The organism is Mesorhizobium sp. B2-7-1 (assembly GCF_006440735.1).
Classification (GTDB): Bacteria; Pseudomonadota; Alphaproteobacteria; order Rhizobiales; family Rhizobiaceae; genus Mesorhizobium.
In genome coordinates, this window is the sequence record NZ_VFUA01000007.1 from 1 (window position 1) to 25,802 (window position 25,802).

A 25,802-nucleotide genomic window follows, 5' to 3' on the forward strand; every position below is an offset into this window, starting at 1 on the left:
AAGTGCGCCCGGTCATCCGCGAGCAGTCGCGGCTGACTTCGGTGCTGATCGAGGCCTACGCCACCTCGCGCGGCCGCAAGCAGCTCAAGGGCATCGAGGACGTCTCGAAGAAATACGGCTTCAAATATGGCGTGCAGACGCTGCTTTCCTTCGGCGGTCTGACCTCGATCAACCACCCGCGCCTGCACGAGACGATGATCTCCGGGCCGATCGGCGGCATCCTGGGTGCTGCCTATGTCGGCAAGCTGATCGGCAACGACTCGCTGATCTGCTCGGATATGGGTGGCACCTCCTTCGACATGGGCGTCATCACGCGCGGCCAGACGCGGATCGAGAACGAGCCGCTGATGGACCGTTTCAAGCTCAACGTGCCGACGCTGCATCTCGACACAATCGGCGCCGGCGCCGGCATGATCCTCAAGGTCGACCCGCTGACCAGAAAGGTCTCGCTCGGACCGGAAAGCGCCGGCTCCGATCCTGGCCCGATCTGCTTCGCCAAGGGCGGCACTGAGCCCACCATCGCCGACTGCGACGCCATCCTCGGCCGGCTGAACCCGCATTACTTCCTCGGCGGCAAGGTCGTGCTGCAGGTCGAGAAAGCTCGGAAGGCCTTCGAGGAGAAATGCTCGCGCCTGCTCGGCGTCGGCGTCGAGGAAGCGGCCGAAGGCATGATCGACATGCTGGAGGCCGACGCCAACAATGCGCTGCGCCGCGTCATCTCCGGTCAGGGAATCCACCCCTCGGAATTCACGCTGCTCTCCTATGGCGGCTCCGGGCCGCTGCATCTGGCCGGCTGCTCCAGGGGCATCGGCTTCAAGGACATCATCACCTTCCAGTTCGCCGCCGCCTTCTCGGCCTTCGGCTGCACCACCGCCGATTTCATGCGCCGCCACTCGGTGTCGACGCAGATCGACATCGGCGCGCGCGCCAGCGATGACGAGCTGCAGGCTTTCGGCGCGAAGGTCACAGCTGTCTGGGACGATCTCACCAGGGCAGCGGTCGACGAAATGATCGCCGACGGCCATGGCCGCGACAAGATCAAGACCGTGCCGTTCCTGATGATGCGCTACACCGGCCAGCTCGAGGACGTCGAGGTGATCGCGCCGCTGTCGGCGATCAAATCGGCTGACGACATGCGCAAGGTCATCGCCGAGTTCGAGGCGGTCTATGCCAAGGTCAACCACCGCGTCTCGCGCTACGGCGAGGCCGGCTTCTCGATCACCGAGCTCGGGCTGATCGCCACCGCCGACAAGGTCAAGCCGACGCTGGTCAAGCGGCCGCTGGGCAAGTCCGATCCGGCATCCGCCCACAAGGGCGTGCGCGAAGCCTATATCGGTGGCCGCTGGCACAGGGCTAATCTCTACGAGATGGACCTGCTCCAGCCCGGCCATGAGGTCATCGGCCCGGCCATCATCGAACACCCGGCGACGACCCTCGTCGTCCATCCGCAGGACCGCGTCCATGTCGATGAATGGACGCTGCTGCACTACACCCACGCTTGAGAAGGGCGAACGCCATGCTGGACAAACCCGCCTCTGCGCTGCGCATCCGCGAGCGGCTGATCGAATCCGAACGGCTGATGGAAGAGACCGGCTGCTATGACGGCATCACGGAACTCCATTTGCGCAACCAGGACCCGCTGAAATTCGAGACGCTGCACACCAAGCTGCGCGCCTATTGCGTCTCGGCCCGCGAGATGGCGCGCCGCATCTCCGCCTCGCCCGGCGTGCGCGAGGTCGGCGAGATGGTCGTCGCCATCTACACGCCGGAAGGCGACGCCATCGCGCTCTCCAACGGTATCATGGTGCATGTGCACACGATGAGCCGCTTCATCAAATGGATGATCCGCAACGGCTACGAGGAAAACCCGCGAATCCGCGACGGCGACATCTTCGCCAACAACGACGCCTTCATAGGCACCGTGCAGGTGCCCGACGTGATGGACGTGGTGCCGATTTTCCATTCGGGCAAGCTGGTCGGTTGGGCCGGCGCCGTCTGTCACGAGCTTGAGGCCGGCGGCATCACACCCGGCGGCGACGTCGCACTTGCACAGGAACGCTTCACCGAAGGCCTGTTCGTCTGCGCCGAGAAGGTCGGCGAGAACGATGAGCTCAGGCGCGACTACGTCATCCGCTGCGAGCGCAATCTCAGGATGCCGATCTACTGGGTGCTGGACGAGAAGGCCAAGGTGGCGTCGTGCATCGACATGCGCGAAAGCGTCAAGGCGCTCATCGACGAGATCGGCCTCGACTACTGGATGCAGGTGTCGAAGGAGTTCATCGAGGAAGGCCGCCGGGCCCAGCTCGCCCGTACCCGCCAGCTCACCGTGCCCGGCATCTATCGTGGCCACACCTTCTACGGCCATGTCACCGCCGGCAAGCCGGGCTACCAGCCGCTCGGCGATCCCGACTGGCTCTACAACATGCCTATCGAGATGGAGATTAGGTCCGACGGCAAGATCATCATGGATTTCGAGGGCACGCAGCCCTGGGGCTACCATTCGATGAACTGCACGCCGGCCGGCATGGATGGCGGCATGTTCGTGACGCTGACCCAGCACATGAACTTCGAGGGCCTGGTCAATGACGGCGCCTGGATGGCGACCGAATTGAAGCTGCCGCACGGCACCTGGACCAATCCCGACAACGAGATGGTGGCGACCGCCACATCCTGGGCGCTTCTCCTGCCGGCTTACGGCGTCTTCCAGCGGCTCTTGTCGCGCTCCTTCATCGCGCGTGGCTTCGTCGAGGAAGCGTTCGTCGGCCAGGTCAACAGCCCGATGATCGAGATGGGAGGCACCAGCCAGTACGGCACGCCGTTCGGCATGGCGCATTTCGAATGCGCCGCCGCCGGCTCGGGCGCGCTGGCGATCAAGGACGGCCTCGACACCGCCTATGTCGGCTGGAACCCGGAATCCGACATGGGCAATATCGAGATCTGGGAACAGAACATGCCGATGCTCTATATCGGCCGTTCCATCGTTCCCAACTCGGGCGGCGCCGGCAAATATCGCGGCGGCTGTTCCTTCCTGTCGACTTGGCTGGTCTCGAAGACCGATCATCTCAGGTTGGTGACGTCGGAGCACTCCTCTCGCGTCTTCGACAATGGCGGTCTCTGCGGCGGCTATCCGGCGCCGACCTGCCAGAAGCATCGCGCGGTGCGCGACTCGAACATCTTCGAGCTTGCCGAAAAGGGCGCGCCGCTGGCGCATCACACCGGCACCAACCCATACCGCTCGGAGCTGGAGGTTCGACTGGAAGGCCAGCATGTGACGATGGAAGGGCCCTATATCACCGCGCCGCACAAGACGGGCGACGTCTTCACCCACTCCTACAATGGCGGCGGCGGCTACGGCGACGTGCTGGAGCGGGACCCGGTCAAGACCGCCTGGGATGTCGAGAACGGCTTCCTCACGAGGCAAGCGGCAGAAGGCATCTTCGGCATCGTGCTCGACGAGGACGAGGAAGGTTTTCCGGTCGCCAATCTGGACGCCACCGAGCGCCATCGCGCCGATATGCGGGCCAAGCGCTTGGCGCGCGCCAGGCCGGTTTCGGAGTGGATCGCCAAGGAGCGAGAACGGGTGAAAGCCGCCGACTTCGCGCCCGAGGTGAAGAAGATGTATGCCAGCGCCATCAAGCTTTCGCCCCGTTTCACCAAGGACTTTTCGACCTTCTGGGATGTCGATGCCAAATCGACCTTCGGCGTGGAGTAAGGACCATGACCTCATACAGCAAGGAAGTCATCGCCGATCTGGTTGCCGGCACGCTGCCCTGGCCGCAGACGCGCCGCATCATGAGCGCCTACAAGGACGACGATCGTTTCTTCAAATATGTCGCGGTGCTGCAGGACCGAGTCGGCTGGAAGGACCCGATCCTGCTCCCCGTGGGCGACCATCTCTTCATCTGCCAGAGCGGCGAGGAACGGGTGACGAAATGCGAATGCGGTCATTCCTTCGGCGACTACCGCAAGAACTGGAAGCTGAACGCTTCAATCATCGTGCGCGACAGCGAGGAAACGCTGCGCGAGATCTACCCCAACAGCGACCTGCCGGATCCGGACTGGATGGAAATCCGCGAGTTCATCTGCCCGGAATGCGGCACGCTACACGAAGTCGAGGCGGCCGCGCCGGGCTACCCGATCGTGCATGATTTCGAGCCGGACCTCGAAGGATTTTACCGCGACTGGCTGGGTAAACCGCTGGAGCCGACTAACAAGGGAGGTTGACGCCGAGAATGGGCCGCGTCGCAGGCAAGGTAGCGCTCGTGACCGGGGCCGGTCTCGGCCTCGGGCGGGCGTCATCGCTTCTGCTGGCGGCGGAAGGCGCCAGGCTTGTCGTCAGCGACATCGAAGAAGGCCTCGCCGGCAATACGGCGGCGGAGATCGTCAAGGCGGGCGGCGAGACATTGGCGCTTCGCCACGACGTCTCGAAGCCCGAGGACTGGCCGGCCGTCATGGAGGCGGTCGAGCAGCGCTTCGGGCGGCTCGACGTGCTGGTCAACAATGCCGGTATCGCTATCGCCAAAAACGTCGAGGACACGACGCTCGCCGAATGGCGGCGCACCATGGCGATCAATCTCGACGGCGTCTTCCTCGGCTGCCAGGAAGGCATCAAGCTGATGAAGAAATCCGGCGGCGGATCGATCATCAACCTTTCCTCCATCGACGGCATCATCGGCGAGGCAGAGCTTGCCGCCTACTGTGCCTCCAAGGGTGGCGTGCGCACCTTGACCAAGGCGGTCGCCGTGCATTGCGCCGAGCAGCGCTACGGCATCCGCTGCAACTCCATCCATCCGGGCTATATCTGGACGCCGCAGACCGAGAACTACCTGCGTGATCTGGGCAAGCTCGAGCAGGAGAAAGCCAAGGCGCTTTCCCGCCATCCGATAGGCTTCCTCGGCGAGCCGAACGACATCGCCTACATGGTTCTCTACCTCGCCTCGGATGAATCGAAATTCGTCACCGGCTCCGAAATGGTCGTCGATGGAGGCTATCTTGCAGTGTGAACACGGAGTGCGTTCGCGATGACCAACCTCACCGGCCGCAGCGCCATCGTCACCGGTGGCTTTTCCGGCATGGGTTTCGCCATCGCCACGGCGCTCGCCAAGGCCGGCGCCAACGTTGCCGTCGGCTCCTATGTGGCGTCGCCGCAGGCGGGCAGGGTCGACGCCGCCTACTATCCCGGCGCGGACGAGATCGAGCGCGTGCGCTCGGCGCTGGCCACACATGGCACCAAGGTGCATGCCGCCCATCTCGACGTGCGCGACAGCGCGCTCACCAACCTCTTCTTCGCGCAAGCCCAGGCGGCCGTCGGCCAGGCAGACATCCTGGTCAACGCCGCCGGCACCACGGCCGAGCAGCCGGTCTGCGGTCATTCCGACGAACTCTGGGACAAGATCGTCGACACCAATCTCACTGGCGCCTTCCGCACCACGCGTGCGGTTCTGCCCGGCATGATCGAGCGCGGCTGGGGCCGCATCGTCAACATCGGCTCGACGGCCGCTTCCGTCGGCTGGAAGGACAATCCGGCCTATTGCGCCTCCAAAGCCGGCCTGCTTGGGCTGACGCGCTGCGTGGCGCTCGAAGGTGCGCCGCATGGTGTCACCTGCGTCATGATCAGCCCGACCTGGGTCGAGACCGAACTGATGCGCCGCAATGTGGCTCAAGTCGTCGAGCGCGAAGGCAAGGGCCGCAGCGCCGAGGAACTGATGGACGAGTTCAGGAAAGGCAATCCTCAGGGGCGCATGCTGCAGCCGGAGGAGATCGCCGCGCTCGCGGTGTTCCTCTGCTCGGATCTCGCCAAGGGGATCACCATGGAAAATATCCAGATCACCGGCGGCGCCTTGTGGTAGCGTCGGTCGGGGTGATGGATCCCGGTCTCGTGGGAGGGGCCGGCATAAACAGAAGGACCATCAACCAACAGGGGAACTGACATGAAGATAGGAAATGCCTTGCAAGCGGCCGGAATTGGCCTGGCGCTGATGCTTGCCGCAACGACGGCCGGGCAAAGCGCCGATCTCGGCGCGAAAGACGACCCGATCAAGCTCGCGATGCTGGAATGGACCGGCGCGCACGTCTCCACCCACATCGCCGGCCAGATTCTCGAGAAGCTCGGCTACAAGGTCGAATACGTCACCGCCGGCAACTTCCCGCAATTCTCAGGCCTCGCCGACGGCTCGCTCAGCGCCTCGGTGGAGATCTGGTTGAACAATGTCGGCGACATCTATCCGAAGGTGCTGGCTGCCAAGCAGATCGAGGACATCGGCAAGCTCGACCTGAAGACCCAGGAAGGCTGGATCTACCCGAAATTCATGGAAAAGGTCTGTCCCGGCCTGCCGGACTGGACTGCGCTGAGCAAGCCCGAATGCGTGCAGGCGCTGTCGACGCCCGAGACGGCGCCCAATGGCCGCTTCCTCGACTACCCGTCCGACTGGGGCTCGCGAGCGGCGACCATCCTTGCCGACAACAGCATGCCCTACACCGCTGTGCCGTCGGGGTCGGAAGGCGCGCTGGTCGCGGAGCTGGAAGCAGCAGAAGCGGCCAAGACGCCGCTGATCATGATGTTCTGGGGTCCGCATTACGCGCTTGCCGAGAACGATGTCGGCTGGGTGACGATGCCGCCCTGCAAGGAGCAGACCAACGAGCACTGCATCACGCCGCCCGATGTCGACAAGATCGTCTGGTCCGGCTTCGGCGCCAAATGGCCGGCGGCCTACACCTTCCTGAAGGCCTTCAAGATGGACGCGACAGAGCAGCAGAAGCTGATGCTGGCGGTTGACAAGCAGGGCAAGGACCTCGACGCCGTCGTCAAGGAATGGATCGACAAGAACGAGGCGGTGTGGAAACCTTGGCTGGATGGCGCCAAGGGATAATTCGCCGATATGCCTGACAAGGGCTGAGGGCAACAACGACCCGGCTTTCGCAATGCGCGGACCCGGGCGAACAATCGGCATGGGTTGATGGGAACGGACACTGCCGCGCGCCCGATAAAGCTTGCCTGTCGAAACGTCTGGAAAGTCTATGGCCGGCGCCCGGGCTATTACTTCGACTCGCGCGGCTATGTGATCGATCCCGACGCGCTGGCCGAGCGGCTGCGCGCGGAGGCGCATCTGCCGGCCGTGGTCGATGCCAGCTTCGAGGTGGCGACCGGCGAGATCTTCGTCATCATGGGTCTGTCCGGCTCCGGCAAGTCGACCCTGGTGCGCTGCCTGTCGCGTCTGGTCGAGCCGAGCGCCGGCGAGATCCTGCTCGACGGCAGGAACCTGCTCGCCGCCAGCGGCAAGGAGCTCATCGAACTGCGCCGCCACGCCATGGGCATGGTGTTCCAGAATTTCGGCCTGCTGCCGCATCTGAACGTGTTGGGCAACGTCGCCTTCCCGCTGAAGATCCAGGGCAAGCCGGCGAAGGAGCGCGAGGCCCGCGCCCGCGAGATGATCGCGCTGGTCGGGCTCGAAGGCCGTGAAGCGTCCTTCCCGCACCAGCTCTCCGGCGGCCAGCAGCAGCGCGTCGGCATTGCCCGTTCGCTCGCTGTGGGGCCGGAGCTGTGGTTCCTCGACGAGCCGTTCTCGGCCCTCGATCCGCTGATCCGCAAGCAGATGCAGGATGAGTTCCTGCGCCTGCAGCGCATGCTGAAGAAGACCATCATCTTCATCACCCACGACATCGCCGAGGCCTTCCGCCTGGCCGATCGGCTGGCGATCATGCGGGCCGGCAAGATCGTCCAGATCGGCCGCCCCGCCGACATCGTCCTCAACCCGGCCGACGAGTATGTCGCGCAGTTCACCGATGATATGCCACTGCTGCGCGTCATCACGGCCGGCGACATCGCCACGCCGGCCAATGGCGCGGCGCTGCCCGAACAAAGCGTCGCCGCGGACACCAGCCTCGAGGCGCTTATCCCGCAGCTCGCCTCCGGCGTCGGCGCTTTCACCGTTCCCGGTGCCGGCGGCAGTCCGCCGGCATTGCTCAGCGCCAGCGCGGTGCTTGCCGTGCTGGAGCGCGAGCAGGCGAGGCGCACCCGCGAATGACCGCGCCGGTCGCGCTCGCACCATCCCCGCAAAGGTTCGCCATCGCGCCGGCCCTTTTTCCCTGGTGCGTGCTGGCCGTGCTGGCGGTGCTTTGCCTGCTCCTGAAAGCCGAGCTTCCCTGGCTGGTCAATTTCCCCAAGGAATGGACGCTGCCGCTGGCCACTTACATCAACGCGGTGACCGACGCGGTGGTCGCCGTCATCCAGCCCGGATTCCGGGCGCTCTCCGCTTTGCTCGATGCGCCGATGCGCGGCACGCGGCTGGCGCTCGCCTGGCTGCCCTGGCCGGCGGTGATGCTGGCCGTCGTCGCTCTTGCGCTGAAGTCGAGCGGCGAGCGGCTGGCGATCTTTGCGCTGGCCACGCTCGCCTATATCCTGCTTGCCGGCTATTGGCCGCAGAGCATGAACACGCTGGCCTTGGTGCTGCTGGCGGTGCCGATCTCGACCGTGCTCGGCTTCCTGCTTGGCGTTCTCGGCTACGCTCGCCCGCGCTGGCGTCCGGTGCTGCTCGGCGCGCTCGACCTGATGCAGACGGTGCCGGCCTTCGCCTATCTCATTCCGCTCCTGCTTCTGTTCGGCTTCGGGCCGGTGGTCGGGCTGATCGCCTCGGCGATCTACGCGACGCCGCCGATGGTGCGCAACACCATGCTCGGATTGGACCGCGTGCCTGCGGCGATCAGCGAGGCCGGCCTGATGAGCGGCTGCACGCGCCGCCAGCAATTCTGGCAGGTCGAGGTGCCGACGGCGCTGCCGCAGCTTCTCGTCGGTTTCAACCAGACGACGATGGCGGCGCTGTCGATGGTGATCGTCGCCGCCATCATCGGCGGTTTCGAGGACATCGGCTGGGAAGTCCTGTCCTCGATGCGCAAGGCCGAGTTCGGCCAGAGCATCCTCTCCGGCCTGGTGATCGCGCTGCTTGCCATCCTCATCGACCGCCTCACCATCGGCTTCGCCAAGGCGCCGGAAACCGGGCCGACGCGCGCCATGCGCTGGATGACGTCGCGCCGCCTGGCCATGACGCTGGCGGTCGCGCTGGCTCTCGCCGTCGTCATCCGGCTCGCAGCCCCCGATGCGACGCTTCTGCCGGAAACCGGGCTGCGCATGCAGATGGGCGCCGTCAACCAGTGGCTGCTGGGGCTGGTGCGCGACTATGCCTGGTTCTTCAACGGCCTGCGCAATTCCGTGCTCTATTGCCTGCTTCTGCCGATGCGCGTCGGCATTTCGGGCTCGGCAACGCCGGCAATGTGGGGCTTCGTCTTGCCGCCGTCGGCACTGGCCGCCTATGTCGTCCTGGTGCTGGCCTTGGCCGTTCTGGTTGTGCGCCGTTCCGGCTGGCGGGCGGCGGTCGCCGTGGTCGCCGCCGGCCTCGTTCTCTACACCGGTTTTCTCGATCTGCCCTGGCCCATCTTCATCCTTGCCGTCGCCCTGCTTGCCGCCCAGGTGGGCGGGCCGCGGCTCGGCCTCTTCGCGGTGGCGGGCTTCGGGCTGATCCTGGTCAACGGGCTGTGGCCACAACTGGTGCAGTCGCTCTATCTCTGCACGCTGGCGGTCCTGCTTTGCCTTCTGGTCGGCGGCGCGCTTGGCACATGGGCGGCGCATAGCGACCGCGTCTCGCGCATCCTGAAGCCGATCTGCGACGCGCTGCAGACCATGCCGCAATTCGTCTTCCTCATCCCGGCGCTGATGTTCTTCAAGGTCGGCGAGTTCACGGCGCTGATCGCCATCATGCTCTATGCCATCGTGCCGCCGATCCGCTATGTCGAGCACGGACTGAGGCATGTGCGCGCCGACGTCGTCGAGGCGGTCGAGCAGATGGGCGCGACGCCGATGCAGACCTTGCTGCAGGCCAAGCTACCGCTCGCTTTGCCGGTCGTCATGCTCGGCCTCAACCAGACCATCATGGCGGCGCTGTCGATGCTGGCCATCGCCGCCCTTGTCGGCACGCGCGATCTCGGCCAGGCGGTCTATGTCGCGCTCGGCAAGGCCGATGCCGGCATGGGCCTCATCGCCGGCCTGTCGATCGCCTTCCTGGCGATCCTTGCCGACCGGTTGATCCAGGCCGCCGTCGCGCGCTCCGCGGTTGCTTCACACTGATCAGACCGGCGCCGGGACGCGGCCGTTGGCAGGTCTGTCATCCTCGGCGGGCATGGCAACCCTGCGGCGCCGGAAAGCCGGCAATGGGGTCAGCGTGAACAGGCCGTAATAGACGATGAAGGATGCCATGAAGTAGGGGCCGAGCATCTCGACCTCGAAGAAGGAGCGGATCAGCATCAGCCCGATCGCGCCGGCAAGCACCACCGAATCGGCGTTCCAGTCGCCAAACACCACTTTCGACACATGGCCGTAGAAAGAGCGCAGGATCACCAGCGCCAGCAAGGTGACGCCGATGAAGCCGATCTCGACCAGCGTCTCGACATAGGTGTTGTGGAAATGGAAGCCGGAGCGGGTCGAGATGTAGAACTCCGCCCACAGCCGCTCCGGATCGGCAAAGCCCTGCACCCAATAGGCGGCATAGCCATAGCCGAGCAGCGGATGCTGCTGCGCCGCCTCCCAGCCCTGCTCCCACAGATAGGTGCGGCCGGTGAGCGTCGAATCCTTGCCGAAGAGGCCGAGCACGACGTCCAGCAGGCCGAGGTTGAGCGCTGCGACCACGCCCGTCACCAGCGCGCCGGCGCCGACGATGAACAGCACCCGGCGATAGCGCAGCGACAAGACCTTGGTCATGGTGAGCAGCATAACGATGCCGATCACCGCCGGCAGCGAGGCCACCGACGTCGCCGAATGGGCGATGGCCAGCATATAGACCGACAAAAGCATGATCGGCGCGGTCCAGACGAAGCCAAGCCAGTTGCGCCGGTAGAAGACCAGGAATGCAAGGCAGAAGAAGATGCCGAGCGACGAGAAGAAGCCGATCTGGTTCTTGGAGCCGAAGGCGCCGACGAAATTGACCGTGCCGTCGATCGTGTCGAGCGCGTAAGCGCCGACTTTCAGGGAATAGAGCAGAACGAAGAAGATGCCGATCAGCGAGCCCACAACCAGCGTGCGCATGTTGATGGTGCGCGCCGCCACATAGGCGCAGACGATATGTGAGGAATATTGCACCGCCGCGCGCGCGCTGATGCCCGCCGCCTGGGACCAGAACACCGAGAAGCAGACATAGGCCGCAAGCAGTATGGGCAGCCAGGCGCTGGAAAGTCTCCAGGTGAAGCGCCGATAGTCGACGAACAGCAGCGGCAGCCAGACGGCGTAGTAGGCAAGGATAAGGATCTGCCCGAAATTCGGCGAATAGGCGAAGGCGAGCATCGAAACCGCGACGGCGAAGGTGCCGTAGGTTTCGTTGCGATTGGGATCGATCAGGATGGATTTCGGAATCTTCATACCGGATTTTGTCCGTTTAGCCCTTCTCTAAGCCACGGCCCGGGCGCGCTGCATTTGCCGTTGCAGGAAGCGACGCACCGGCTCGTCATAGATGCGCGTGGCGATATCGGCGATGACGATGACCAGGGCCGCCATCACGATGCCGAACCACGGATGATGGGCGAACGGGTCGATCGAGAAGGCCTTGCCAGCCCCGGCGATGATCATCAGCATCGGCGTGTGAATAATGTAGATCGGGTAGGAAATCCGCCCGAGCCAGCCATAGAAGCCGGACAGAAGCGGCGCGGTCGGCGCCACCGCGCCGGTCATCACCATGACCGGGAAGACGATGACGATCGCGGCAAGGTCGTAGGCAACGCGCGCGCCGCCGGCCGGCGCGATGGCGAAGACGCCAAGCGTGAGCAGGATCGCGCCCTCGACCCATAAGCCGCGCCGCAGAAAGCCGAGGCCATCTTGCCAGCGCGCCATCGATCGGCAGAGCAGCACGCCGAGGAAGAACGAGAAGGTGACGCGCGGCAGCCCGCTGAGGATGGTGCTGCCGGTCATGCCGAAGTCCAGCGTGCCGGCTAAGATCGAGGCGACGATCAGCAGCACGAGGCTGACGGCGACGATCCCCGTCAGGACGCGCCGCGACAAGATGACGAAGACCGCGACATAGGCGATGTTGACGATGAGCTCGAAGAACAGCGACCACGAAGCCGGATTGAGCGGAAAGATCGTGTGATAGGCATCGCTGACCAGCGGGATGAAGAACATGCCGGTCGTCAGCTGCATGGCGATCTCAGACAGCGGCATGTATTCGGCCGGCATCAGCCCGTTCTTGACCAGCAGATAGAAGAAGCCGAGCAGCGTGCCGGCGAGATAGAGCGGATAGAGCCGGATCAGGCGGATGGCCAGGAAAGTGCCGAAGCCCATGCCGTTCTCGATCTTGCGGTCATAGGCATGCGCGATGACGAAGCCGCTGAGCAGGAAGAAAAGATCGACCGCAAGATAGCTCGACGGCAGCACCTTGGCGTCGGCCAGGAACGGCGAGAAGTGGTACAGCATGACGCTGATCGCCGCCACGCCGCGGATGGCGTCGAGGTTCAGATATACGTGACGCGGGGCTGCGGCCTGCATGTTATGCCTTCAAGCGGTCCAAAACAGATCGCCCGCCCGCGCCTAGAGCATGATGCCGAAAAGTGTGAAGCGGGTTTTTGGATGACATCATGCTCTATCTCTTTGGTTTAGAGCCGGATGATTTCGGGTCATCGACCTGAAATCATCCGGCTCGACGCGAACGAGCCTGGCTTGTCCCTCCCGCCTGCGTTCCCGGCTCGCTCCGCGCAAGCCTCGGACCGGCGGCGCTACTGGCTGGCCGTCGGCGCCAGCTTCACCTTGATCACGTCGCCCGGCAGCACGGGCGTGTCTTCCTTGGCTTCGATTTCGCTGGTCTTGCCGTCTGCGACCCGCACCAGCGAATAGAGCAGGGTCGGCTCCTGGTCGCCGGTCATGCTGGCCGCCGTCGCCGGGTCCGACGCCTGCGCGATCAGGCCTTTCTGCATGCCGGCCTTCAACGTCGCCTCGTTGAGGTCCGCCTCGGCCTGCTGGCGGTTGGCGGTGAGGGTGGAATTCAGCGAGTTCTTGGCATCGATGGCGTCCTGATCTGCCTTGCTGATCGACTGCTTGGCGGTGAGGATGGCCGTCTCATAGTCGAGGATCTTGCCTTGCAGGTCGGTGACCGACTGCTGCGAGGAAAGCAGGCGCGCATTGGCAACCAGGCCTTTCTGCGCCAGCGGACCGATGCTCTCGGCCTGCTTCTCGGCCAGGTCGACCTGCTTCTGCTGGTTGGTGATCTTCTTCTGCAGCGATTCGATTTCCGACTGCAGAACACCCTTCAAATCGTCGAGCGCATCGAGCTTCAGCTTCAGCGATTTCTGGTCGGAGACCAAGATCGCCGTTTCGTCGGCAACGATGGTCGCCAGTTTCGGATCGCCCTCGATTTCCTTTGGCACCTCGAAGGTCGTCTTCCCGGCGAGGTCGGCATCGATCCTGGCGCGTTTGACGAGCAGGCGGATGCGCTGGTCGTCATAGATGTCGAAGCTGCCCTTGGCGGTGACCAGATCCTTGCCGAGCTGGGGGCCGTAATCGGCGTTGCGCCTTATGCCGCCGGCGATGCTGATTGCCTTGAGCACCGTCAGATCGGGCACGAAGGGAAACTGGCCGGGGGTCTGGACTTCGCCCGAAATGTAGAACGGCCGGAACTGCGCCATCTCGACCGAAGCTTCCGGTTTGTCGGGTAGCGCCAGCTTACGCTGCAGCGCAAGCCCGATCGCCGAGGCGACATCGGCCGTCGTCTTGCCGGCGGCTTGCAAGTTGCCGACGAACGGCACCGAGAGCGTCCCGCCCGGGCCGACCGAATACTCGCCATTGATGGCCGACCAGTCGCGGAACGTGCCGTCGACCGTCTGCCATTCGGCGACGCGGATGTTAAGCTTGTCCTGTGGGCCAAGCTGATAATCGTCGGCGGCCGCCAGTTGCGGCATGGTCAGCGACGCCGCAAGCAAAACGCCCGCGAAGCGGGCTGGTGTCCGGGATATGAGACTGCAGGCGAAAGACAGTCCTAAGAGGGCTTTTGTCAAATGAACGTTTCCGATCCGCTTTGGCCCCATCCGCCCGATGAGATCACTGCCGGATGCCTGCCCCGAGTTCGGCGGGGGCAGGCCTCGTTGGTCAGTAGCTGCCGCGCGACATCCACACGGCAGGAACGGTCTTGAAGATGATGCGAATGTCCTGGAACATCGACCAGTTCTCGACATAGTGGCGGTCGAAGGCGACGCGCGTGTCGTAGGACACGTCGTTGCGCCCGCTTACCTGCCACAGCCCGGTGAGGCCGGGACGCGACTTCAGGTAATAGACCGCGGCGCTGCCATAGATCTCCAGCTCGTCGCGCACGACCGGGCGCGGGCCGACAAGGCTCATATCGCCCTGCAGGATGTTGAGGATCTGCGGCAGCTCGTCGAGGCTGAGCTTGCGAAGCACCTGGCCGACGCGGGTGACGCGTGGATCGTTCTTCAGCTTGCGCGTCGCGATCCATTCGGCGTTGGCTTCCGGATTGGCGGCCAGATAGGCGGCGAGCACGCGCTCGCCGTCCGTCACCATGGTGCGGAATTTGAGGCAGGAGAAAATCCTGCCGCCGCGGCCGATGCGCTTGTGGCCATAGAAGATCGGACCATTGTCCGAAAGCTTGACCAGCAGGGCGACCATTAGGAAAAGCGGGCTGAGCAGAACCAGCCCGGACAGGGAACCGACGATATCGAAACTGCGTTTGAGCAGACCGCCGATGGGGGGTGGAAAATCAACGCCGACCTGCGCAAAACCCGCATTAGCCGACTTGGCGACGTCCCTCATGCAGAAGCTCCATACGTTGAACGGATGGTTTACGGCAAGATATCAAAAAAATGCTGCAGCGCAACACACAATTTCCCATCGCATTGAAATGTTCACGTCATGAATTGACTAAATAATAAACCTGCCCTGCCCAAATTTTCACCTTTGTGGCACGTTTATGACAAGATGAGAGAAAACCAGGAAAATGTAGTCCACCTTTTGGGCCATTTTTGGACAGTGCGTTCTTTGCTGCAGAAGAAACGCGGTTGCACACGGCTGGAAGCACTCGCCATGGTAAGTTATTCAGGTAAAATACTAATCAAAGTGACGGGTTTTACTGGAGTGGTAGGCGGCTAATTGAATAGCTGCCGGAGCCGGAGTGTGCGACGCAGCATGGCAGAGTCGATCTCGTAAAATCGTTGGAAACCATACCTGCGCGGCCTTGCTCCGGCAGGCGCGCCTTAATAGAGTCGCAAAATGTTCCTGTCATAGTCTGCATGGGTAAGGAAGGCCGGAAGCAACCGGCCGGATAGGGCAGCCATATAAAGCTCTTTGGCGCAACGGGGCGTTACGCGGGTGGGTAAGTCGCAGCTTCTGCATGCTCGTCTCGGTTGAGGGGCCGGCGAACATGTCTCTGCCGAAATTCATCATAGGCATGATGTTCGCGCTGGCGATCGTCATCGGCTGGTCCTATTTCGATGGCGCCTCGGCGGGCACCATCCTGCTTCGCGCCGTCGTCTGCGCCGTCATTATCCAGGCCGGCTATTTCCTTCTGGTCTTTGCCATGATCGGCAGAACCACGCCGACATCGGCCGACAAGGCCCGCGAAGCCGACCGCGGCGCAATCCTGAACAAGGTCGCCGAAGGCGAAAAGCTAAGCGCCAGACGCAGCCTCCACTGATCGTTCGGCCGGCGCCGGTATCGACCCGGCCTCGACCGATGGCGCGGTTTCGCGCTCGGCTTGCTCGCCGGAAAGCATCCTGGCCAGGCGGCTGCTGGCCTTCGCTTTCAGCCGCCGATATTGTCCGACCTCGACGATGCGTCCGTTCTCGATCGCCACGACCCAGTCGGCGAAGGCGATCATCGATGGCCGGTGCGCGATGGTCAAAATCGTCATTCGGCCGCGCAGCGCCTCGATCGATTGGGCGATCAGCGACTGATTCTGCCAGTCGAGCGCGCTCGTCGCCTCGTCGAGGATGAGCAGCGACGGCTTGCGCAGCAGCGCCCGCGCCAAGGCGATGCGCTGCCGCTCGCCGCCGGAAAGCCGCACACCGCGGTCGCCCACCACCGTATCGAGCCGCAATGCCAGCCGCTCGACGAAATCGGCGGCGTGGGCGTTGCGCAAGGCCGCCCATAGCTCGTCGTCGCTGGCCTCAGGCGCGGCAAGGCGCAGATTGGCGGCGATCGTGTCGTGCAGCAGGAACACGTCCTGCGGCACATAGGCGACCTTGTCGCGCCAGGCCCTGCGATTTTGCGCCGTGATCTCGACGCAGTCGGTCAGGATATGTCCCTCGGTGGGTTCGAGCAGGCCAAGCAGCATGTCGGCGATCGTGCTCTTGCCGGAACCGGAGGGGCCGATCAGCGCCGTCACCTTGCCCGCCGGCAGGCCGAAAGTGATGTCGCTGACCACCGGCTTGCCGTCGCCCTCGCCATAGGCGAAGGCCACATCGCGGATGTTGAGACCGGTTTCGAGCGACAGTTTTGCGCCTTGTTCGGCCATGCTTTCCTCCGGCTCGCGCTCGGCGTCAAAGCGGGCCTGGAGGTTTTGCATCGAAGCGTAGGCCGGCAGGTTGATCAGCACTTGCTGGGTTTGAAGCTGCATATCCATGAAGCGCGGCGCGACCCGCATGAAGACCAGCAGCAGCACGACGATCTCGGCCAGCGACAGGTGGAAGCGGACCAGCGCGATATAGATGAAGAGGCTGAGCCCGATCACGCTCGTAACCTGGAACAGCGCGGTGCCGAGCGAGCTGTTGCGGACAAAGGCGATGTTGTCGGCCTTCATCCTCTCCAGCGTCGCGCCGAGCTCGGAAAAGTAGCTTGCCTCGACATTCAGGCTCTTGGCGACCTTGATGCCGCCGAGGAACTCGGAGACCGTGCGGTACTGGTCCTGGCGATTGCCGGTCAGCGTGCGGCCGTAGGCGCTGGCGCGCGCCCTGAACGGCTGCAGCGCGACCAGCAGCACGAGCCCGATGAGGATGGCGAAGGATGTCATCGCCGGCGAGATGAACAGCGAGACCACGAGATAGCCGGCCAGGAGCAACGTCGCCTGGGTCAGCATCAGCAGCGAGAAGGCCGCCACCTGTACGCGGTCGACGTCGCCGTTGAGGGCATGGTCGAGATCGGAGCCGCGGATGCGGGTGAAAACGCCCCAACGCGCCTTGCCGACGCTCTCGAACAGGTTCATGCGCACGCGGTTGACGAAGTCGTAGAGCAGCCGCGCCATGTAGACCGATTTGAAGCGGTTGAAAATCGCCTGCAGCGCCACCAGCGCGACGAGCAGTGAGAGCACGGCGGCGAGCGACAGCGTTCCGCCGGGCACCAGCCAATGCAAGGCCTCCGGCACCCGAACCGCGTAATCCTGCTCGGCCTTGCCGATCAGGCGCAGCAGCGGCACGAGCAGCAGGATCGACATGCCTTCGGTGAGACTCCCCAGCATCAGGAAGGCAAGCGCCGTCGCCGTGCGCCGTCCGCCGACATGCGCCATCATGGCGCCGAAACCGGCGACGTCCCGGAAAAGCGGCAGGCGAAATTTCGAGGACCAGCCCATGCCTTGGCTCACCCTGTCCCGGACGTCAGGTCGGTTTCGATCGCGGCGACCGCTTCGTCGATCCGGGTAAGTCCGGTCGGCACTTCGAGGCGGCTGACGCCGACCCGCCCGGCGACCTGTGCGCATTGGCTGAGATGCGCGGCGGCAAGATCGCCGGGCAGCGCCTGCCGGCCGAACCGCGTGACATAGGAGAATTTGATGATCGCCGGCAGCGCGGCAGCGCCGGTTAGCGGCGAGATCGCCGCCCGCCCGCCGCGCTCGAGCACATAGATGCGCGATACCGGCACCGCCTCGCCGGCAAATCCGTCGCGCAGCCGGTGCTGCGCCTTGTCGATTTGCGGATGCACCTGCGGACGCACCTCCGCCTGATCGAGGCGAATGGCGCCGGCCGCGTCTGCGGCGAGCTTGAGCTGCGGAAATCCAGGCAGGATCATCGGCCGGTTCGGATCGGACAGATCCAGCGCCACGACATCGTCGGTGAGCAGCCGATGGCCGGCGCGGATCATCGCGCCCGCCGTCGTCGACTTGCCGGCACCCTTGTCGCCCATGAAGATCACGCTCTCGCCGCTGACGGCAATGGCGCTGGCATGCAGGACGAGCAGCCCGCGCTGGTGAAGAGCGAGCGCCATCACCGGCCCTAGCAGCGGAAAGGCAAGCAGCGGGTCGTCGATCCCCGGCGCGGGATCGACATCGATCCGCCTGCCGTCGCTGATCATGAACGTGCCGACGGCCTGCCATGAAAGATATTGGCGCCTCGGCTCGAACCGGAAGGCCGTCGCGCCCTGCGATGCGCCGTCGGGGAAGTCGACCGGCCCGACAGCAATCTCCAGGTCGGGTGTCGCCGTCGCCGCCGGTTCCAGTTCCGGCAGCGCCACGTCCGAGCTGACGATCAGCCCGTAGGCCTTGTAGAAATGGCGGACGCGTCCGGCTGGCGCCGTCGTCTCGGTGGCGGGGTCGGGCCGCGCAAGGGAAGCGATCGGGAGGTTCATGCGGGGCTTCCCTGGACTTGCCGCAGCCACAACGACAGCGATACCGAGCGCCAGACATGCTGGACGTCGGGCAGCGTCGCCTGCTCGGGCTGGCGCAGCAGGCGCTCATAGACCGCGTTCACTTCAGGCAAGTTGACATAGGGCGCGATCCGCTCGCTGTCCGATATCAGCAGCCTGTCCAGAAGCTCGCGGTGGTTGCCGAGCATGCCCTTGACCAGGTTGGCGGTGAAATCGATCTTGTCGCGCCGCCATTGCACGGCCGGTGGCAGGACGCCGTGCATGGCCCGGCGCAGCACATGGCGGCCAAAACCGTCCTTGAGCTTTTCCTCGCCGGGCAGCGCCAGGCAGAATTCGACGAGCGGCTTGTCCCAAAACGGATAGCGGGGCTCGACGCCGGAATTGGCGGCGGCCTTGTCGAGCACTTCGAAGGCGTGCGGTACCAGTCCGGTCGACAGCAGCCAGCGATGCGTCAACGCTTCGCTGGCTGTGACGGCTGTCGGCATGTAGCCGCTGCGATGGAAACGCTCGGCAAGATCTGTGCGCCTGGCAAGCTCCGGGTTGACCAGGCCTGTCCAGGCGGCGCGCGCGGCTGGCGCCGGCCTGCGCCGCACCTTGCCGACGACGCGTCTGGCCATCGACCGCATCCGCGCGATCCGCCAGGCCGGCCCGTAGATGGTCAGGAACTTGAAATAGAGGGAGAGCATGCCCTCGCCATAGGTGTTGGCCGCGCTGTGCAATTCGCGCCACAGCTCGAGCCACCTGCCGGCATTGGCGAGCTCATGAAGGTGTCCATGGCCCTGCGAGACGACCTCGTCGCCGCCATGCCCGTCGAGAAGCACTTTGACGCCCTTGGCGCCCGCCGTGCGGTAAAGGTCGCGCGTCAAGGACAGGCCTGGCGCCAGGAACGTGCCTTCCTGCTCCTCCAGGATGCGCTCGAATTCGGCGAAGGGCGCGTAATTGCCGACGGCAATCAGCGTGGCGTCGAGTGGATTGTCGTCGAGCACCGCATCGATGAACGGCTTCTCGTCCATCGACGAGCCCTTGTCGAAGACCAGCGAGAAGGTCTTGAGCTTCGGGTTGCGCTGCGCCGCCGCGCGAAGACCCGCGACGCAAGCGATCGAGGAGGAATCGAGCCCGCCGCTCAGCATGGCGCCGACGGCCGGCGTGCCGCGCATCCGGTTCTCTACCGATTGCGCGAAGAGATGCCTGAATTCCTCGGCCGCGTCCGAGCGCGGCGGCCGCTGGGACGGCTCGATCTGCCAGTAGCGCCGCAGCACCACCTGACGGTTCGCGACCGTCATGCTGTGCCGCGCCGGCAAGCGGAAGATCTCGGCATAGGGCGTGGCCTGCGGATCGTCCGGCAAGCCGGCGAGGAAACCGGAGATCTGGTGCTCGCTGAGGCGCCTGCCGACACCGTCCAGCGCCAGGATCGGCCCGATCTCCGAAGCGAAGGCAAAGCGCCTGCCGGTCGAATGATAGTAGAAAGGTTTGACGCCGAAATGGTCGCGCGCGCAAAACAGCGCCTGGCGCTCGCCGTCCCATATCGCAAAGGCGAAATCGCCCTGCAGATAGGTCGGGCAGGCTTCGCCCCATTTGAGATAGGCGCGCATGATCAGCACCGCGTCGGCGATCGACCGGTCGCGCAGGCCGAGCCGCGCCAGAAGCTCGTCGCGATTGTCCAGCCGGCAGTCCGCGGTGATGGCGAGCTTGCCGCCGGCCATGGTCAGCGGGCCGGGGCCGTCCTCGCCGGTCGTGTCGAGCCAGGCGTGGCCGAGCGCCACGCTCCCCTCCGTCCACCATGAGCTGCCGTCGCGGGCGCGGTGGCGCATGCGCGAAAGCATCTGCTGGATATCGGCGGCCGCGGCGGGCCGGCCATTGTCGCTGAGCAGGATTCCGGCGACGCCGCTCATCGCTCACGACCCATGGTCGACCAGATGGGCAAACCCGTTGATTGAGCCGCCAAGCACGATATGGCTGCCGCTCATCAGCCAGGCATGCGCCTTGAGCTCGCTGCCCGTTCCCTTCTCGATGCCGATGCTGATCTTCGAGGCGTTGCCCTGGCGGGCGAGCAGATATTGTCCGGCCAGCGCCTGGGTGAGGCAGCTGGCGCCCGGCACGAGCCGCGCCGCGGCGGCGACGCCCCATGCGACACGCCGCAGGTCGGCGATGCTGGCGTCGCGTCTGGCGTCCAGCCGCGTCACCAGGCTGCGGACATGGCTATAGGAGGACAGCGTCAGCGCAAGCCGTACCGCGCTCACCACTGCCAGGCAGCGTGCCAGAAACAGCATCTCCTGGCCGCTCAGCGAGCGGAGCCTAGACCAGTTCTTCACTGTGGAGCCTCGCAAGCCCTGCTTCGCTCAGCCCCTTGAGCAATCCCTCGACATCGGCCTTGCAGCGCTCGGCATCGACATTGTAGCGCGCGAACACCGCGCTGCGGATATCGAGGATCGATCGCGGCTCCTGGATCTGCTCCCAGATGAAGGCGCCGACGCCGTTCAGGCTGTAATAGACATTGGATTTGAGGTGGAGCAGCGCCAGCCCGGCGCCGAATTCACAAGCCACCGCCTCGTTGGTCGCGACCACGCGGTCATGGTCCGAAGGGTTCCAGTTCATCCTAAAACCTCGTTGCTGGCCCGCCGCGCCCTCAGACCTTGCCGTGGATCGGTTGCCGACGATCCTTGACAGGAAGCCGGGGGACAGAAGCCCCCCGGCTCACCTGTTGGAAGAGCATCCGGAGCCCCAACTTAGACACCCGGATGTCTGCAAGCTTAAGAGAAAGTCAGCTCGCCGACCGGCGTGTGCGCGGGAAAGCTCGCGTCAAGCGCCGTCGTGCCAGCACCGCCCTGCGTGATCGTTTCGATAGAACCGTGAACCGTCAGGCTGGGGGTCTCGTACTCATGCTTTTCAACATTCTGTTCCATTTTACTCTCCAATTAAGGACTGGAAGCGGCCGCAGAACGCCGCCAGCATACTGCTATGCTGCAGCGCGATTGCTGCACGGCACCATTCATGAGTCAAGCCTGATTTACCAAGCATTAATCAATTCTCGGTTGCGCTCGCCTTCGTTGGTGATCAAGCCGTGAGGCCCATTATCGTAAACCTCGACCGCTCTCGGATTCAACCGCAAGTCTTTGCCGTTTAAATAAGCATTTGATTTATTTGTGGTAATTTTCGGATCGCGAAAGCCATTTCGCATATGCGAAGAAATTGCCGCAAAAAATCGCCACTTTTTGGCACCGGCCGGATATCTCCTTCGTTGTCTTCAAAAGTGATTGAAGGTGCGACGATTCTAACGCTTGGGTTGCAGAGATGAAGCGGCCCGAGCAGGCCCCTGGGCGGGTCGCGATAATTTTCCCGGTGCTTTTCTTCGCAGTTGCGGTATAAGCGCCTCGGGCGGCATTTTGCGGAGAACGACATCGGGCATGGCGATGCAGGATGGCTCCTATGAAAGGCTGCGCGCCGCCAGCTGCGCCGACGAAGTCGCCTATGTTCAGGCCTGCCTGAGGCTGTTTTTCGCGCCAGGCGTCGGCATCATGGGCGGCCGGGTCGACACGCCCGCGCCGACGATCTCGTCGGCCCCGACAATCCTGCCAGCCCCAACGATCTCGGCCGCCAACGTCGCCGACATCGCCAGGCTGAACAAAGTCGCCGTGTTTCTTCTCAAGGCGCTCAAGCGTGCGCCCGTCGGTGCCGCGCCTGCGGAATTGTCTGGATGGCTCGATGGCTACCGTCGGCGCACCATGTCGATGAATGCCGCTTGCATCGGCGATTCGATGGCCATCGATCGCGTGCTGCGCGAGAGCCGGGTCGATTTCGTCTTCGTCAAGGGGCCGCTGCAGCAGCATCTGCTCTATGGCGACCATTTCATGAAGCCATCCGGTGATGTCGACATACTGGTTTCGCCGACCGGTTTCGCCAAGGCCCGGGATGCGTTGCGCACGATCGGCTATGAGGTTGCCGGCAAGTCGCGCTCGGTCTGGTGGGTGCGCTTCCTCGGCGAGCAGCATATGGTTCGCGAAGATGGCGCGAGGGTCTCGACGGTCGACCTCCACCACCGGCTGCAGCAGCCGGGTTCGCCCAGTCCTCGCGATACCGACGGCTTCCTGCGCCGCAGGCGCGAAGTCGAGGTAGCCGGCGCCGCCATGCCGGTGATCGCGGCCGCCGACACCTTGCTGTTGTCCTCGATCAGCGTCGCCAAGGCCTTTTTCAACCGCGAGCCCTGCGCCGGCTATGTCTGCGACGTCAGGGCCAGCGCCAGCCGCCTGAGCGAAGCCGAGCAGCAGATGGTGCTTGACCATGCCGCCCGGCAGGGCCTGGCGGACACGCTGCTCCTCGGCCTGCGCGCGGCCGACGTGCTGCTCGGCGCCGCCGGCACGCTGCTTTCGGATCGCGCCACCCGCGTCCTGGCCCGCATCGGCAATGCCGATCTCTTCCATATGGTGATCGCGCCCTGGCTGGCGTCCCTGCGCTGGCCGCAGCGACGCCATGTGCTTTGGGAGCTCTGCGGCCGCGAGCCGGTCCGTTACCTGGCCGAAGCCGGCTGGGCGGCCTCCGCCGACCTCAGCCGGCGCATCTTCGAGCGCCCGGCCCATATCGAGCCGGCGCGGAGCGAAATGATCAAAATCGCGGGCGGGGCTGCCACTCATGCAAGCGAAAGGTGAGCCCATGCCCATGACGACGCCTGTGACGAGCCCGGGGGTCTGCGTCATCATCGCCGCCCGCAATGCGGCGCGCACGATTCCCGCCGCCATCGCTTCGGCGCTGCGCGAGGCGGAAGTCGCCGAGGTCGTCGTGGTCGACGACGCCTCCACCGACGACACCCGCGATGTGGCTTTGGCCGCCGACGACGGCAGCGGCCGGCTGGCCGTCATCCGCTTCGACGTCAATCGCGGTCCGTCCGCCGCGCGCAACGCCGCCATCCAGGCCTCCAGATCGCCCTTCATCAGCATTCTCGACGCCGACGATTTCTTCCTCGAAGGCCGCTTCCGCAGGCTTTTCGCCAGCGCCGACTGGGATTTCGCCGCCGACAACATCATGCTGATCCGCGACGATGCCGCGACCGACCTTGCCAAGGTCGCCGCGCCGTCTTTCGCGGCCGATCCGGAATTTCTAGATTTCGAGCGCTTCATCGACGGCAACATCTCGCGCCGCCGCGTCCTGCGCGGCGAGCTCGGTTTCCTGAAGCCGGTGATCAGCCGGGCTTTTCTCGAACGGCACGGGCTGGGCTACGACGAGAATCTCAGGCTTGGCGAGGATTACGAACTCTACGCGCGCGCCGTCGCCCGCGGGGCGCGCTTCAAGATCATCAAGTCCTGCGGCTATGGCGCGATCGTGCGCGCCGATTCGCTGAGCGGTCGCCACAGGACGCTGGATCTGAAGCGTCTTGCCGATGCGGACCTGGCGCTGCTGGCGCTCGACAACCTGCCGGAGCGCTCGAAGGCCGCGTTGCGTCGCCACGAGCGCCATGTCCGCGACAAATACCGGTTGCGCAATTTCCTCGACGTGAAAGCCGAGCATGGGCTGGCGTCGGCCGCGGCTTACGCCTTCGCCAGCCAGTCGAATCTGATCCCGATCGTGCGCGGCGTCGCCACCGACAAACTCGACGCGCTGTTCCGTCGCACCGGTATTGCTGCAAAGCAACAAATACCGCCGACGCGCTTCCTGATGGCGGCAACGAGCGCCGCAAACGAGTGATCCCGCATCGCGCCGGAAGCCGTCGCCCCTCAAAAAATCCGCATTTGCAAAACTATGATGTTGCCTAGTCGCTGCGGTAATGGCAGTCTATGTTGCAATGCAGCAATTTCGAAAGGCCGATAGCATGGCTTCGATTTTTGGCTTCAGATCCCGGGATCCGGCTCGCGACCGGCAGACCGATCTCCAGCGTTTCGACCGGCTGGCGAAGCTGTTCGACCAGATTGCGGCCGAGATCGAGGCGGAGAAGACCGGGCTGGAGAATCGTTACAGGTCGACGGCCGCCAACGCGGCCTTTCTGGTCGAGGCGATGGAGAATGGTTCGGCGTCGACCAGCAAGGGCTCGGATGTCAGCGCGATGACGAATTCGATCCTGAATTGCGAGCGGCGCATTGCAGACCTCGTTCGCCAGAAAGGCCTGGTGAAGGAACTGCGTCATTCCCTTGACGCGATCGTCGAGGATGGTTCCGACCGGTCTGCTGCGCAGGCGACGGCAAGAGGCTGATGGCGCCTGCGGGCGCCGTCATCGGTCCGAGGCACTGAAGCAATTCCAGGAAAAGTGTGAGCGGTTTTCCGTCCGGAATTGCGTAAAAACAAGGAACAGAGCGGAGTTCAAAGGCGGAGGATCGGAAGGGCTCGCTCAGGCGGGCCAAGGATGACTTTGGGTTGGGGCGGAACAACACAAGGTGAGTTTGTTATGAACGCAGATCCAGACAACACCTCCACCGTGGCGGCTTGCGCGATATCGCATGCGCCAGGGAGCGGATTAACCAACCTTCGGCTCGGCGTGGTCGGCGCCCTGCTTGCGATCGCGGCGAGCCTGCATCCGGCGCACGCGCAAGAGGCGCAGCAAGAGCTGCAAAGCGCGCCGTCCTTCGTCGACAATTTCTCGAATTTCAACCAGTCCCGCTGGTTCGTCTCGGACGGCTGGACTAATGGCGCCCATCAGAACTGCACCTGGTCGAAGGATCTGGTTCGGCTTTCCGACGGCGTGCTGTCGCTGGGCTTCGAAAAGCGCAAGCTGAAGGACCGCGATTTCGCCTGCGCCGAGATCCAGACCAAGCAGCGCTACGGCTACGGCGTCTATGAGGCGCGGATGAAGACCGGCACCGGCTCGGGCCTCAACGCCGCCTTCTTCTCCTATATCGGCCCGCAGGACAAACAGCCCTGGGACGAGATCGACTTCGAGGTCCTCACCAAGGATCCGTCGAAGGTGCAGGTCAACAGCTACATCCAGGGCAAGCCGAAGAACGGCAAGCTGGTCGACGTCGAAGGCGGCGCCGACAAGGGCTTCAACGACTACGGCTTCGTCTGGGAGAAGGACCGCCTGCGCTGGTATGTCAACGGCAAGCTCGTCCATGAGGTGACCAACCCCGACGATCTGCCCACCCATTCGCAGAAAATCTTCTTCAGCCTCTGGGGCAGCGACAAGCTGACCAACTGGATGGGCGCCTTCACCGATCCCGGCAGCAAGGTGACCATGGAGGTCAAGCGCGTCGCTTTCACCGCCTTGGGTCAGCCATGCCAGTTTCCGGAATCGCTGGCATGCAGCATAAGTAATTCCAACTAGGCATGATCCCCA

The 25,802-nt window shown here is 64.2% G+C and carries 23 protein-coding genes; 13 read left to right on the forward strand and 10 right to left on the reverse strand.

The features are described 5' to 3' along the window. The 8 genes from FJ471_RS04570 to FJ471_RS04605 form a co-directional block, all read left to right on the forward strand. Nucleotides 1-1,502: hydantoinase/oxoprolinase family protein (locus FJ471_RS04570; protein WP_140801976.1), on the forward strand; the 1,502-nt coding region annotated here is incomplete at its 5' end. A 14-nt stretch (nt 1,503-1,516) separates the two neighbouring features. Continuing rightward, nucleotides 1,517-3,712: a hydantoinase B/oxoprolinase family protein gene (locus FJ471_RS04575; protein WP_140801977.1), complete on the forward strand. Its 2,196-nt coding sequence runs from the start codon at nt 1,517-1,519 to the stop codon at nt 3,710-3,712. 5 nt (nt 3,713-3,717) lie between these two features. After that, nucleotides 3,718-4,224, forward strand: coding sequence for an acetone carboxylase subunit gamma (locus FJ471_RS04580; RefSeq protein WP_140801978.1), 507 nt, complete (start codon nt 3,718-3,720; stop codon nt 4,222-4,224). An 8-nt stretch (nt 4,225-4,232) separates the two neighbouring features. Beyond that, nucleotides 4,233-5,003: a glucose 1-dehydrogenase gene (locus FJ471_RS04585; protein ID WP_140801979.1), complete on the forward strand. Its 771-nt coding sequence runs from the start codon at nt 4,233-4,235 to the stop codon at nt 5,001-5,003. Nucleotides 5,004-5,021: 18 nt separating this feature from the next. Beyond that, nucleotides 5,022-5,849 carry an SDR family oxidoreductase gene (locus FJ471_RS04590; protein WP_140801980.1) on the forward strand — a complete coding sequence of 276 codons (828 nt, stop codon included), beginning with the start codon at nt 5,022-5,024 and terminating at the stop codon, nt 5,847-5,849. A gap of 81 nt (nt 5,850-5,930) precedes the next feature. After that, nucleotides 5,931-6,869, forward strand: a complete 939-nt coding sequence (locus FJ471_RS04595) for an ABC transporter substrate-binding protein (protein WP_140801981.1) — start codon at nt 5,931-5,933, stop codon at nt 6,867-6,869. 87 nt (nt 6,870-6,956) lie between these two features. After that, a complete protein-coding gene (locus tag FJ471_RS04600) occupies nt 6,957-8,024 on the forward strand; it encodes a betaine/proline/choline family ABC transporter ATP-binding protein (protein WP_140801982.1) in 1,068 nt (355 codons plus the stop codon). Further along, nucleotides 8,021-10,117, forward strand: coding sequence for an ABC transporter permease subunit (locus FJ471_RS04605; protein WP_140801983.1), 2,097 nt, complete (start codon nt 8,021-8,023; stop codon nt 10,115-10,117). The genes FJ471_RS04600 and FJ471_RS04605 overlap by 4 nt, the downstream gene beginning before the upstream one ends. On the opposite strand, the gene FJ471_RS04610 is transcribed toward FJ471_RS04605, so the two are convergent. The 4 genes from FJ471_RS04610 to FJ471_RS04625 form a co-directional block, all read right to left on the reverse strand. Beyond that, the gene (locus FJ471_RS04610; protein WP_140801984.1) at nt 10,118-11,401 is read right to left on the reverse strand and encodes an O-antigen ligase; all 1,284 of its coding nucleotides are present in this window, start codon (nt 11,399-11,401) and stop codon (nt 10,118-10,120) included. A gap of 27 nt (nt 11,402-11,428) precedes the next feature. Then, nucleotides 11,429-12,520, reverse strand: a complete 1,092-nt coding sequence (locus tag FJ471_RS04615; RefSeq protein WP_140801985.1) for an acyltransferase — start codon at nt 12,518-12,520, stop codon at nt 11,429-11,431. Between the two features lie 227 nt (nt 12,521-12,747). After that, complete coding sequence (locus tag FJ471_RS04620; protein WP_246684610.1) at nt 12,748-13,926, reverse strand: polysaccharide biosynthesis/export family protein; 1,179 nt, start codon at nt 13,924-13,926, stop codon at nt 12,748-12,750. Nucleotides 13,927-14,113: 187 nt separating this feature from the next. After that, on the reverse strand, nt 14,114-14,791 hold the full coding sequence (locus FJ471_RS04625) for a sugar transferase (RefSeq protein ID WP_041001197.1): 678 nt from the start codon (nt 14,789-14,791) through the stop codon (nt 14,114-14,116). Nucleotides 14,792-15,398: 607 nt separating this feature from the next. On the opposite strand from FJ471_RS04625, the gene FJ471_RS04630 reads away from it, so the two are divergent. Continuing rightward, nucleotides 15,399-15,671, forward strand: coding sequence for an exopolysaccharide production repressor exox (locus FJ471_RS04630; protein WP_140801987.1), 273 nt, complete (start codon nt 15,399-15,401; stop codon nt 15,669-15,671). Here the strand turns inward: FJ471_RS04630 and FJ471_RS04635 are convergent. From FJ471_RS04635 to FJ471_RS04660, 6 genes are all read right to left on the reverse strand, one after another. Beyond that, the gene (locus FJ471_RS04635; RefSeq protein WP_140801988.1) at nt 15,645-17,540 is read right to left on the reverse strand and encodes an ABC transporter ATP-binding protein; all 1,896 of its coding nucleotides are present in this window, start codon (nt 17,538-17,540) and stop codon (nt 15,645-15,647) included. The two genes, FJ471_RS04630 and FJ471_RS04635, sit on opposite strands and share 27 nt — an antisense overlap. Before the next feature lie 8 nt (nt 17,541-17,548). Further along, the gene (locus tag FJ471_RS04640) at nt 17,549-18,529 is read right to left on the reverse strand and encodes a serine kinase (RefSeq protein WP_140801989.1); all 981 of its coding nucleotides are present in this window, start codon (nt 18,527-18,529) and stop codon (nt 17,549-17,551) included. After that, nucleotides 18,526-20,439, reverse strand: coding sequence for a lasso peptide isopeptide bond-forming cyclase (locus FJ471_RS04645; RefSeq protein WP_140801990.1), 1,914 nt, complete (start codon nt 20,437-20,439; stop codon nt 18,526-18,528). Before FJ471_RS04645 ends, FJ471_RS04640 begins: the two co-directional genes overlap by 4 nt. Nucleotides 20,440-20,442: 3 nt before the next feature. Next, a complete protein-coding gene (locus tag FJ471_RS04650; RefSeq protein WP_224667635.1) occupies nt 20,443-20,859 on the reverse strand; it encodes a lasso peptide biosynthesis B2 protein in 417 nt (138 codons plus the stop codon). Then, nucleotides 20,843-21,142, reverse strand: a complete 300-nt coding sequence (locus FJ471_RS04655) for a PqqD family protein (RefSeq protein WP_140801991.1) — start codon at nt 21,140-21,142, stop codon at nt 20,843-20,845. The genes FJ471_RS04650 and FJ471_RS04655 overlap by 17 nt, the downstream gene beginning before the upstream one ends. Nucleotides 21,143-21,297: 155 nt before the next feature. After that, nucleotides 21,298-21,450, reverse strand: coding sequence for a lasso RiPP family leader peptide-containing protein (locus FJ471_RS04660; protein ID WP_095769314.1), 153 nt, complete (start codon nt 21,448-21,450; stop codon nt 21,298-21,300). A 501-nt stretch (nt 21,451-21,951) separates the two neighbouring features. Here FJ471_RS04660 and FJ471_RS04665 point away from each other — a divergent pair. The 4 genes from FJ471_RS04665 to FJ471_RS04680 all read left to right on the forward strand — a co-directional run bounded on the left by FJ471_RS04665 (nt 21,952) and on the right by FJ471_RS04680 (nt 25,790). Then, nucleotides 21,952-23,190 carry a nucleotidyltransferase family protein gene (locus tag FJ471_RS04665; protein ID WP_140801992.1) on the forward strand — a complete coding sequence of 413 codons (1,239 nt, stop codon included), beginning with the start codon at nt 21,952-21,954 and terminating at the stop codon, nt 23,188-23,190. A 10-nt stretch (nt 23,191-23,200) separates the two neighbouring features. Further along, nucleotides 23,201-24,223 (forward strand): glycosyltransferase family 2 protein, encoded by a 1,023-nt coding sequence (locus FJ471_RS04670; protein ID WP_140801993.1) that lies wholly within the window; start codon nt 23,201-23,203, stop codon nt 24,221-24,223. Nucleotides 24,224-24,347: 124 nt separating this feature from the next. Then, nucleotides 24,348-24,725, forward strand: a complete 378-nt coding sequence (locus FJ471_RS04675; protein WP_140801994.1) for a hypothetical protein — start codon at nt 24,348-24,350, stop codon at nt 24,723-24,725. Between the two features lie 192 nt (nt 24,726-24,917). Then, nucleotides 24,918-25,790, forward strand: a complete 873-nt coding sequence (locus tag FJ471_RS04680; RefSeq protein WP_140801995.1) for a glycoside hydrolase family 16 protein — start codon at nt 24,918-24,920, stop codon at nt 25,788-25,790. The last annotated feature ends 12 nt before the right edge of the window (nt 25,791-25,802 follow it).

Coding starts and splice junctions, on each gene's coding strand:
- FJ471_RS04575 (WP_140801977.1), top strand. CDS start 1,517: ATGCTGGACAAACCCGCCTCTGCGCTGCGCATCCGCGAGCGGCTGATC.
- FJ471_RS04580 (WP_140801978.1), top strand. CDS start 3,718: ATGACCTCATACAGCAAGGAAGTCATCGCCGATCTGGTTGCCGGCACG.
- FJ471_RS04585 (WP_140801979.1), top strand. CDS start 4,233: ATGGGCCGCGTCGCAGGCAAGGTAGCGCTCGTGACCGGGGCCGGTCTC.
- FJ471_RS04590 (WP_140801980.1), top strand. CDS start 5,022: ATGACCAACCTCACCGGCCGCAGCGCCATCGTCACCGGTGGCTTTTCC.
- FJ471_RS04595 (WP_140801981.1), top strand. CDS start 5,931: ATGAAGATAGGAAATGCCTTGCAAGCGGCCGGAATTGGCCTGGCGCTG.
- FJ471_RS04600 (WP_140801982.1), top strand. CDS start 6,957: ATGGGAACGGACACTGCCGCGCGCCCGATAAAGCTTGCCTGTCGAAAC.
- FJ471_RS04605 (WP_140801983.1), top strand. CDS start 8,021: ATGACCGCGCCGGTCGCGCTCGCACCATCCCCGCAAAGGTTCGCCATC.
- FJ471_RS04610 (WP_140801984.1), bottom strand. CDS start 11,401: ATGAAGATTCCGAAATCCATCCTGATCGATCCCAATCGCAACGAAACC.
- FJ471_RS04615 (WP_140801985.1), bottom strand. CDS start 12,520: ATGCAGGCCGCAGCCCCGCGTCACGTATATCTGAACCTCGACGCCATC.
- FJ471_RS04620 (WP_246684610.1), bottom strand. CDS start 13,926: ATGCCGCAACTGGCGGCCGCCGACGATTATCAGCTTGGCCCACAGGAC.
- FJ471_RS04625 (WP_041001197.1), bottom strand. CDS start 14,791: ATGAGGGACGTCGCCAAGTCGGCTAATGCGGGTTTTGCGCAGGTCGGC.
- FJ471_RS04630 (WP_140801987.1), top strand. CDS start 15,399: ATGTCTCTGCCGAAATTCATCATAGGCATGATGTTCGCGCTGGCGATC.
- FJ471_RS04635 (WP_140801988.1), bottom strand. CDS start 17,540: ATGGGCTGGTCCTCGAAATTTCGCCTGCCGCTTTTCCGGGACGTCGCC.
- FJ471_RS04640 (WP_140801989.1), bottom strand. CDS start 18,529: ATGAACCTCCCGATCGCTTCCCTTGCGCGGCCCGACCCCGCCACCGAG.
- FJ471_RS04645 (WP_140801990.1), bottom strand. CDS start 20,439: ATGAGCGGCGTCGCCGGAATCCTGCTCAGCGACAATGGCCGGCCCGCC.
- FJ471_RS04655 (WP_140801991.1), bottom strand. CDS start 21,142: ATGAACTGGAACCCTTCGGACCATGACCGCGTGGTCGCGACCAACGAG.
- FJ471_RS04660 (WP_095769314.1), bottom strand. CDS start 21,450: ATGGAACAGAATGTTGAAAAGCATGAGTACGAGACCCCCAGCCTGACG.
- FJ471_RS04665 (WP_140801992.1), top strand. CDS start 21,952: ATGGCGATGCAGGATGGCTCCTATGAAAGGCTGCGCGCCGCCAGCTGC.
- FJ471_RS04670 (WP_140801993.1), top strand. CDS start 23,201: ATGACGACGCCTGTGACGAGCCCGGGGGTCTGCGTCATCATCGCCGCC.
- FJ471_RS04675 (WP_140801994.1), top strand. CDS start 24,348: ATGGCTTCGATTTTTGGCTTCAGATCCCGGGATCCGGCTCGCGACCGG.
- FJ471_RS04680 (WP_140801995.1), top strand. CDS start 24,918: ATGAACGCAGATCCAGACAACACCTCCACCGTGGCGGCTTGCGCGATA.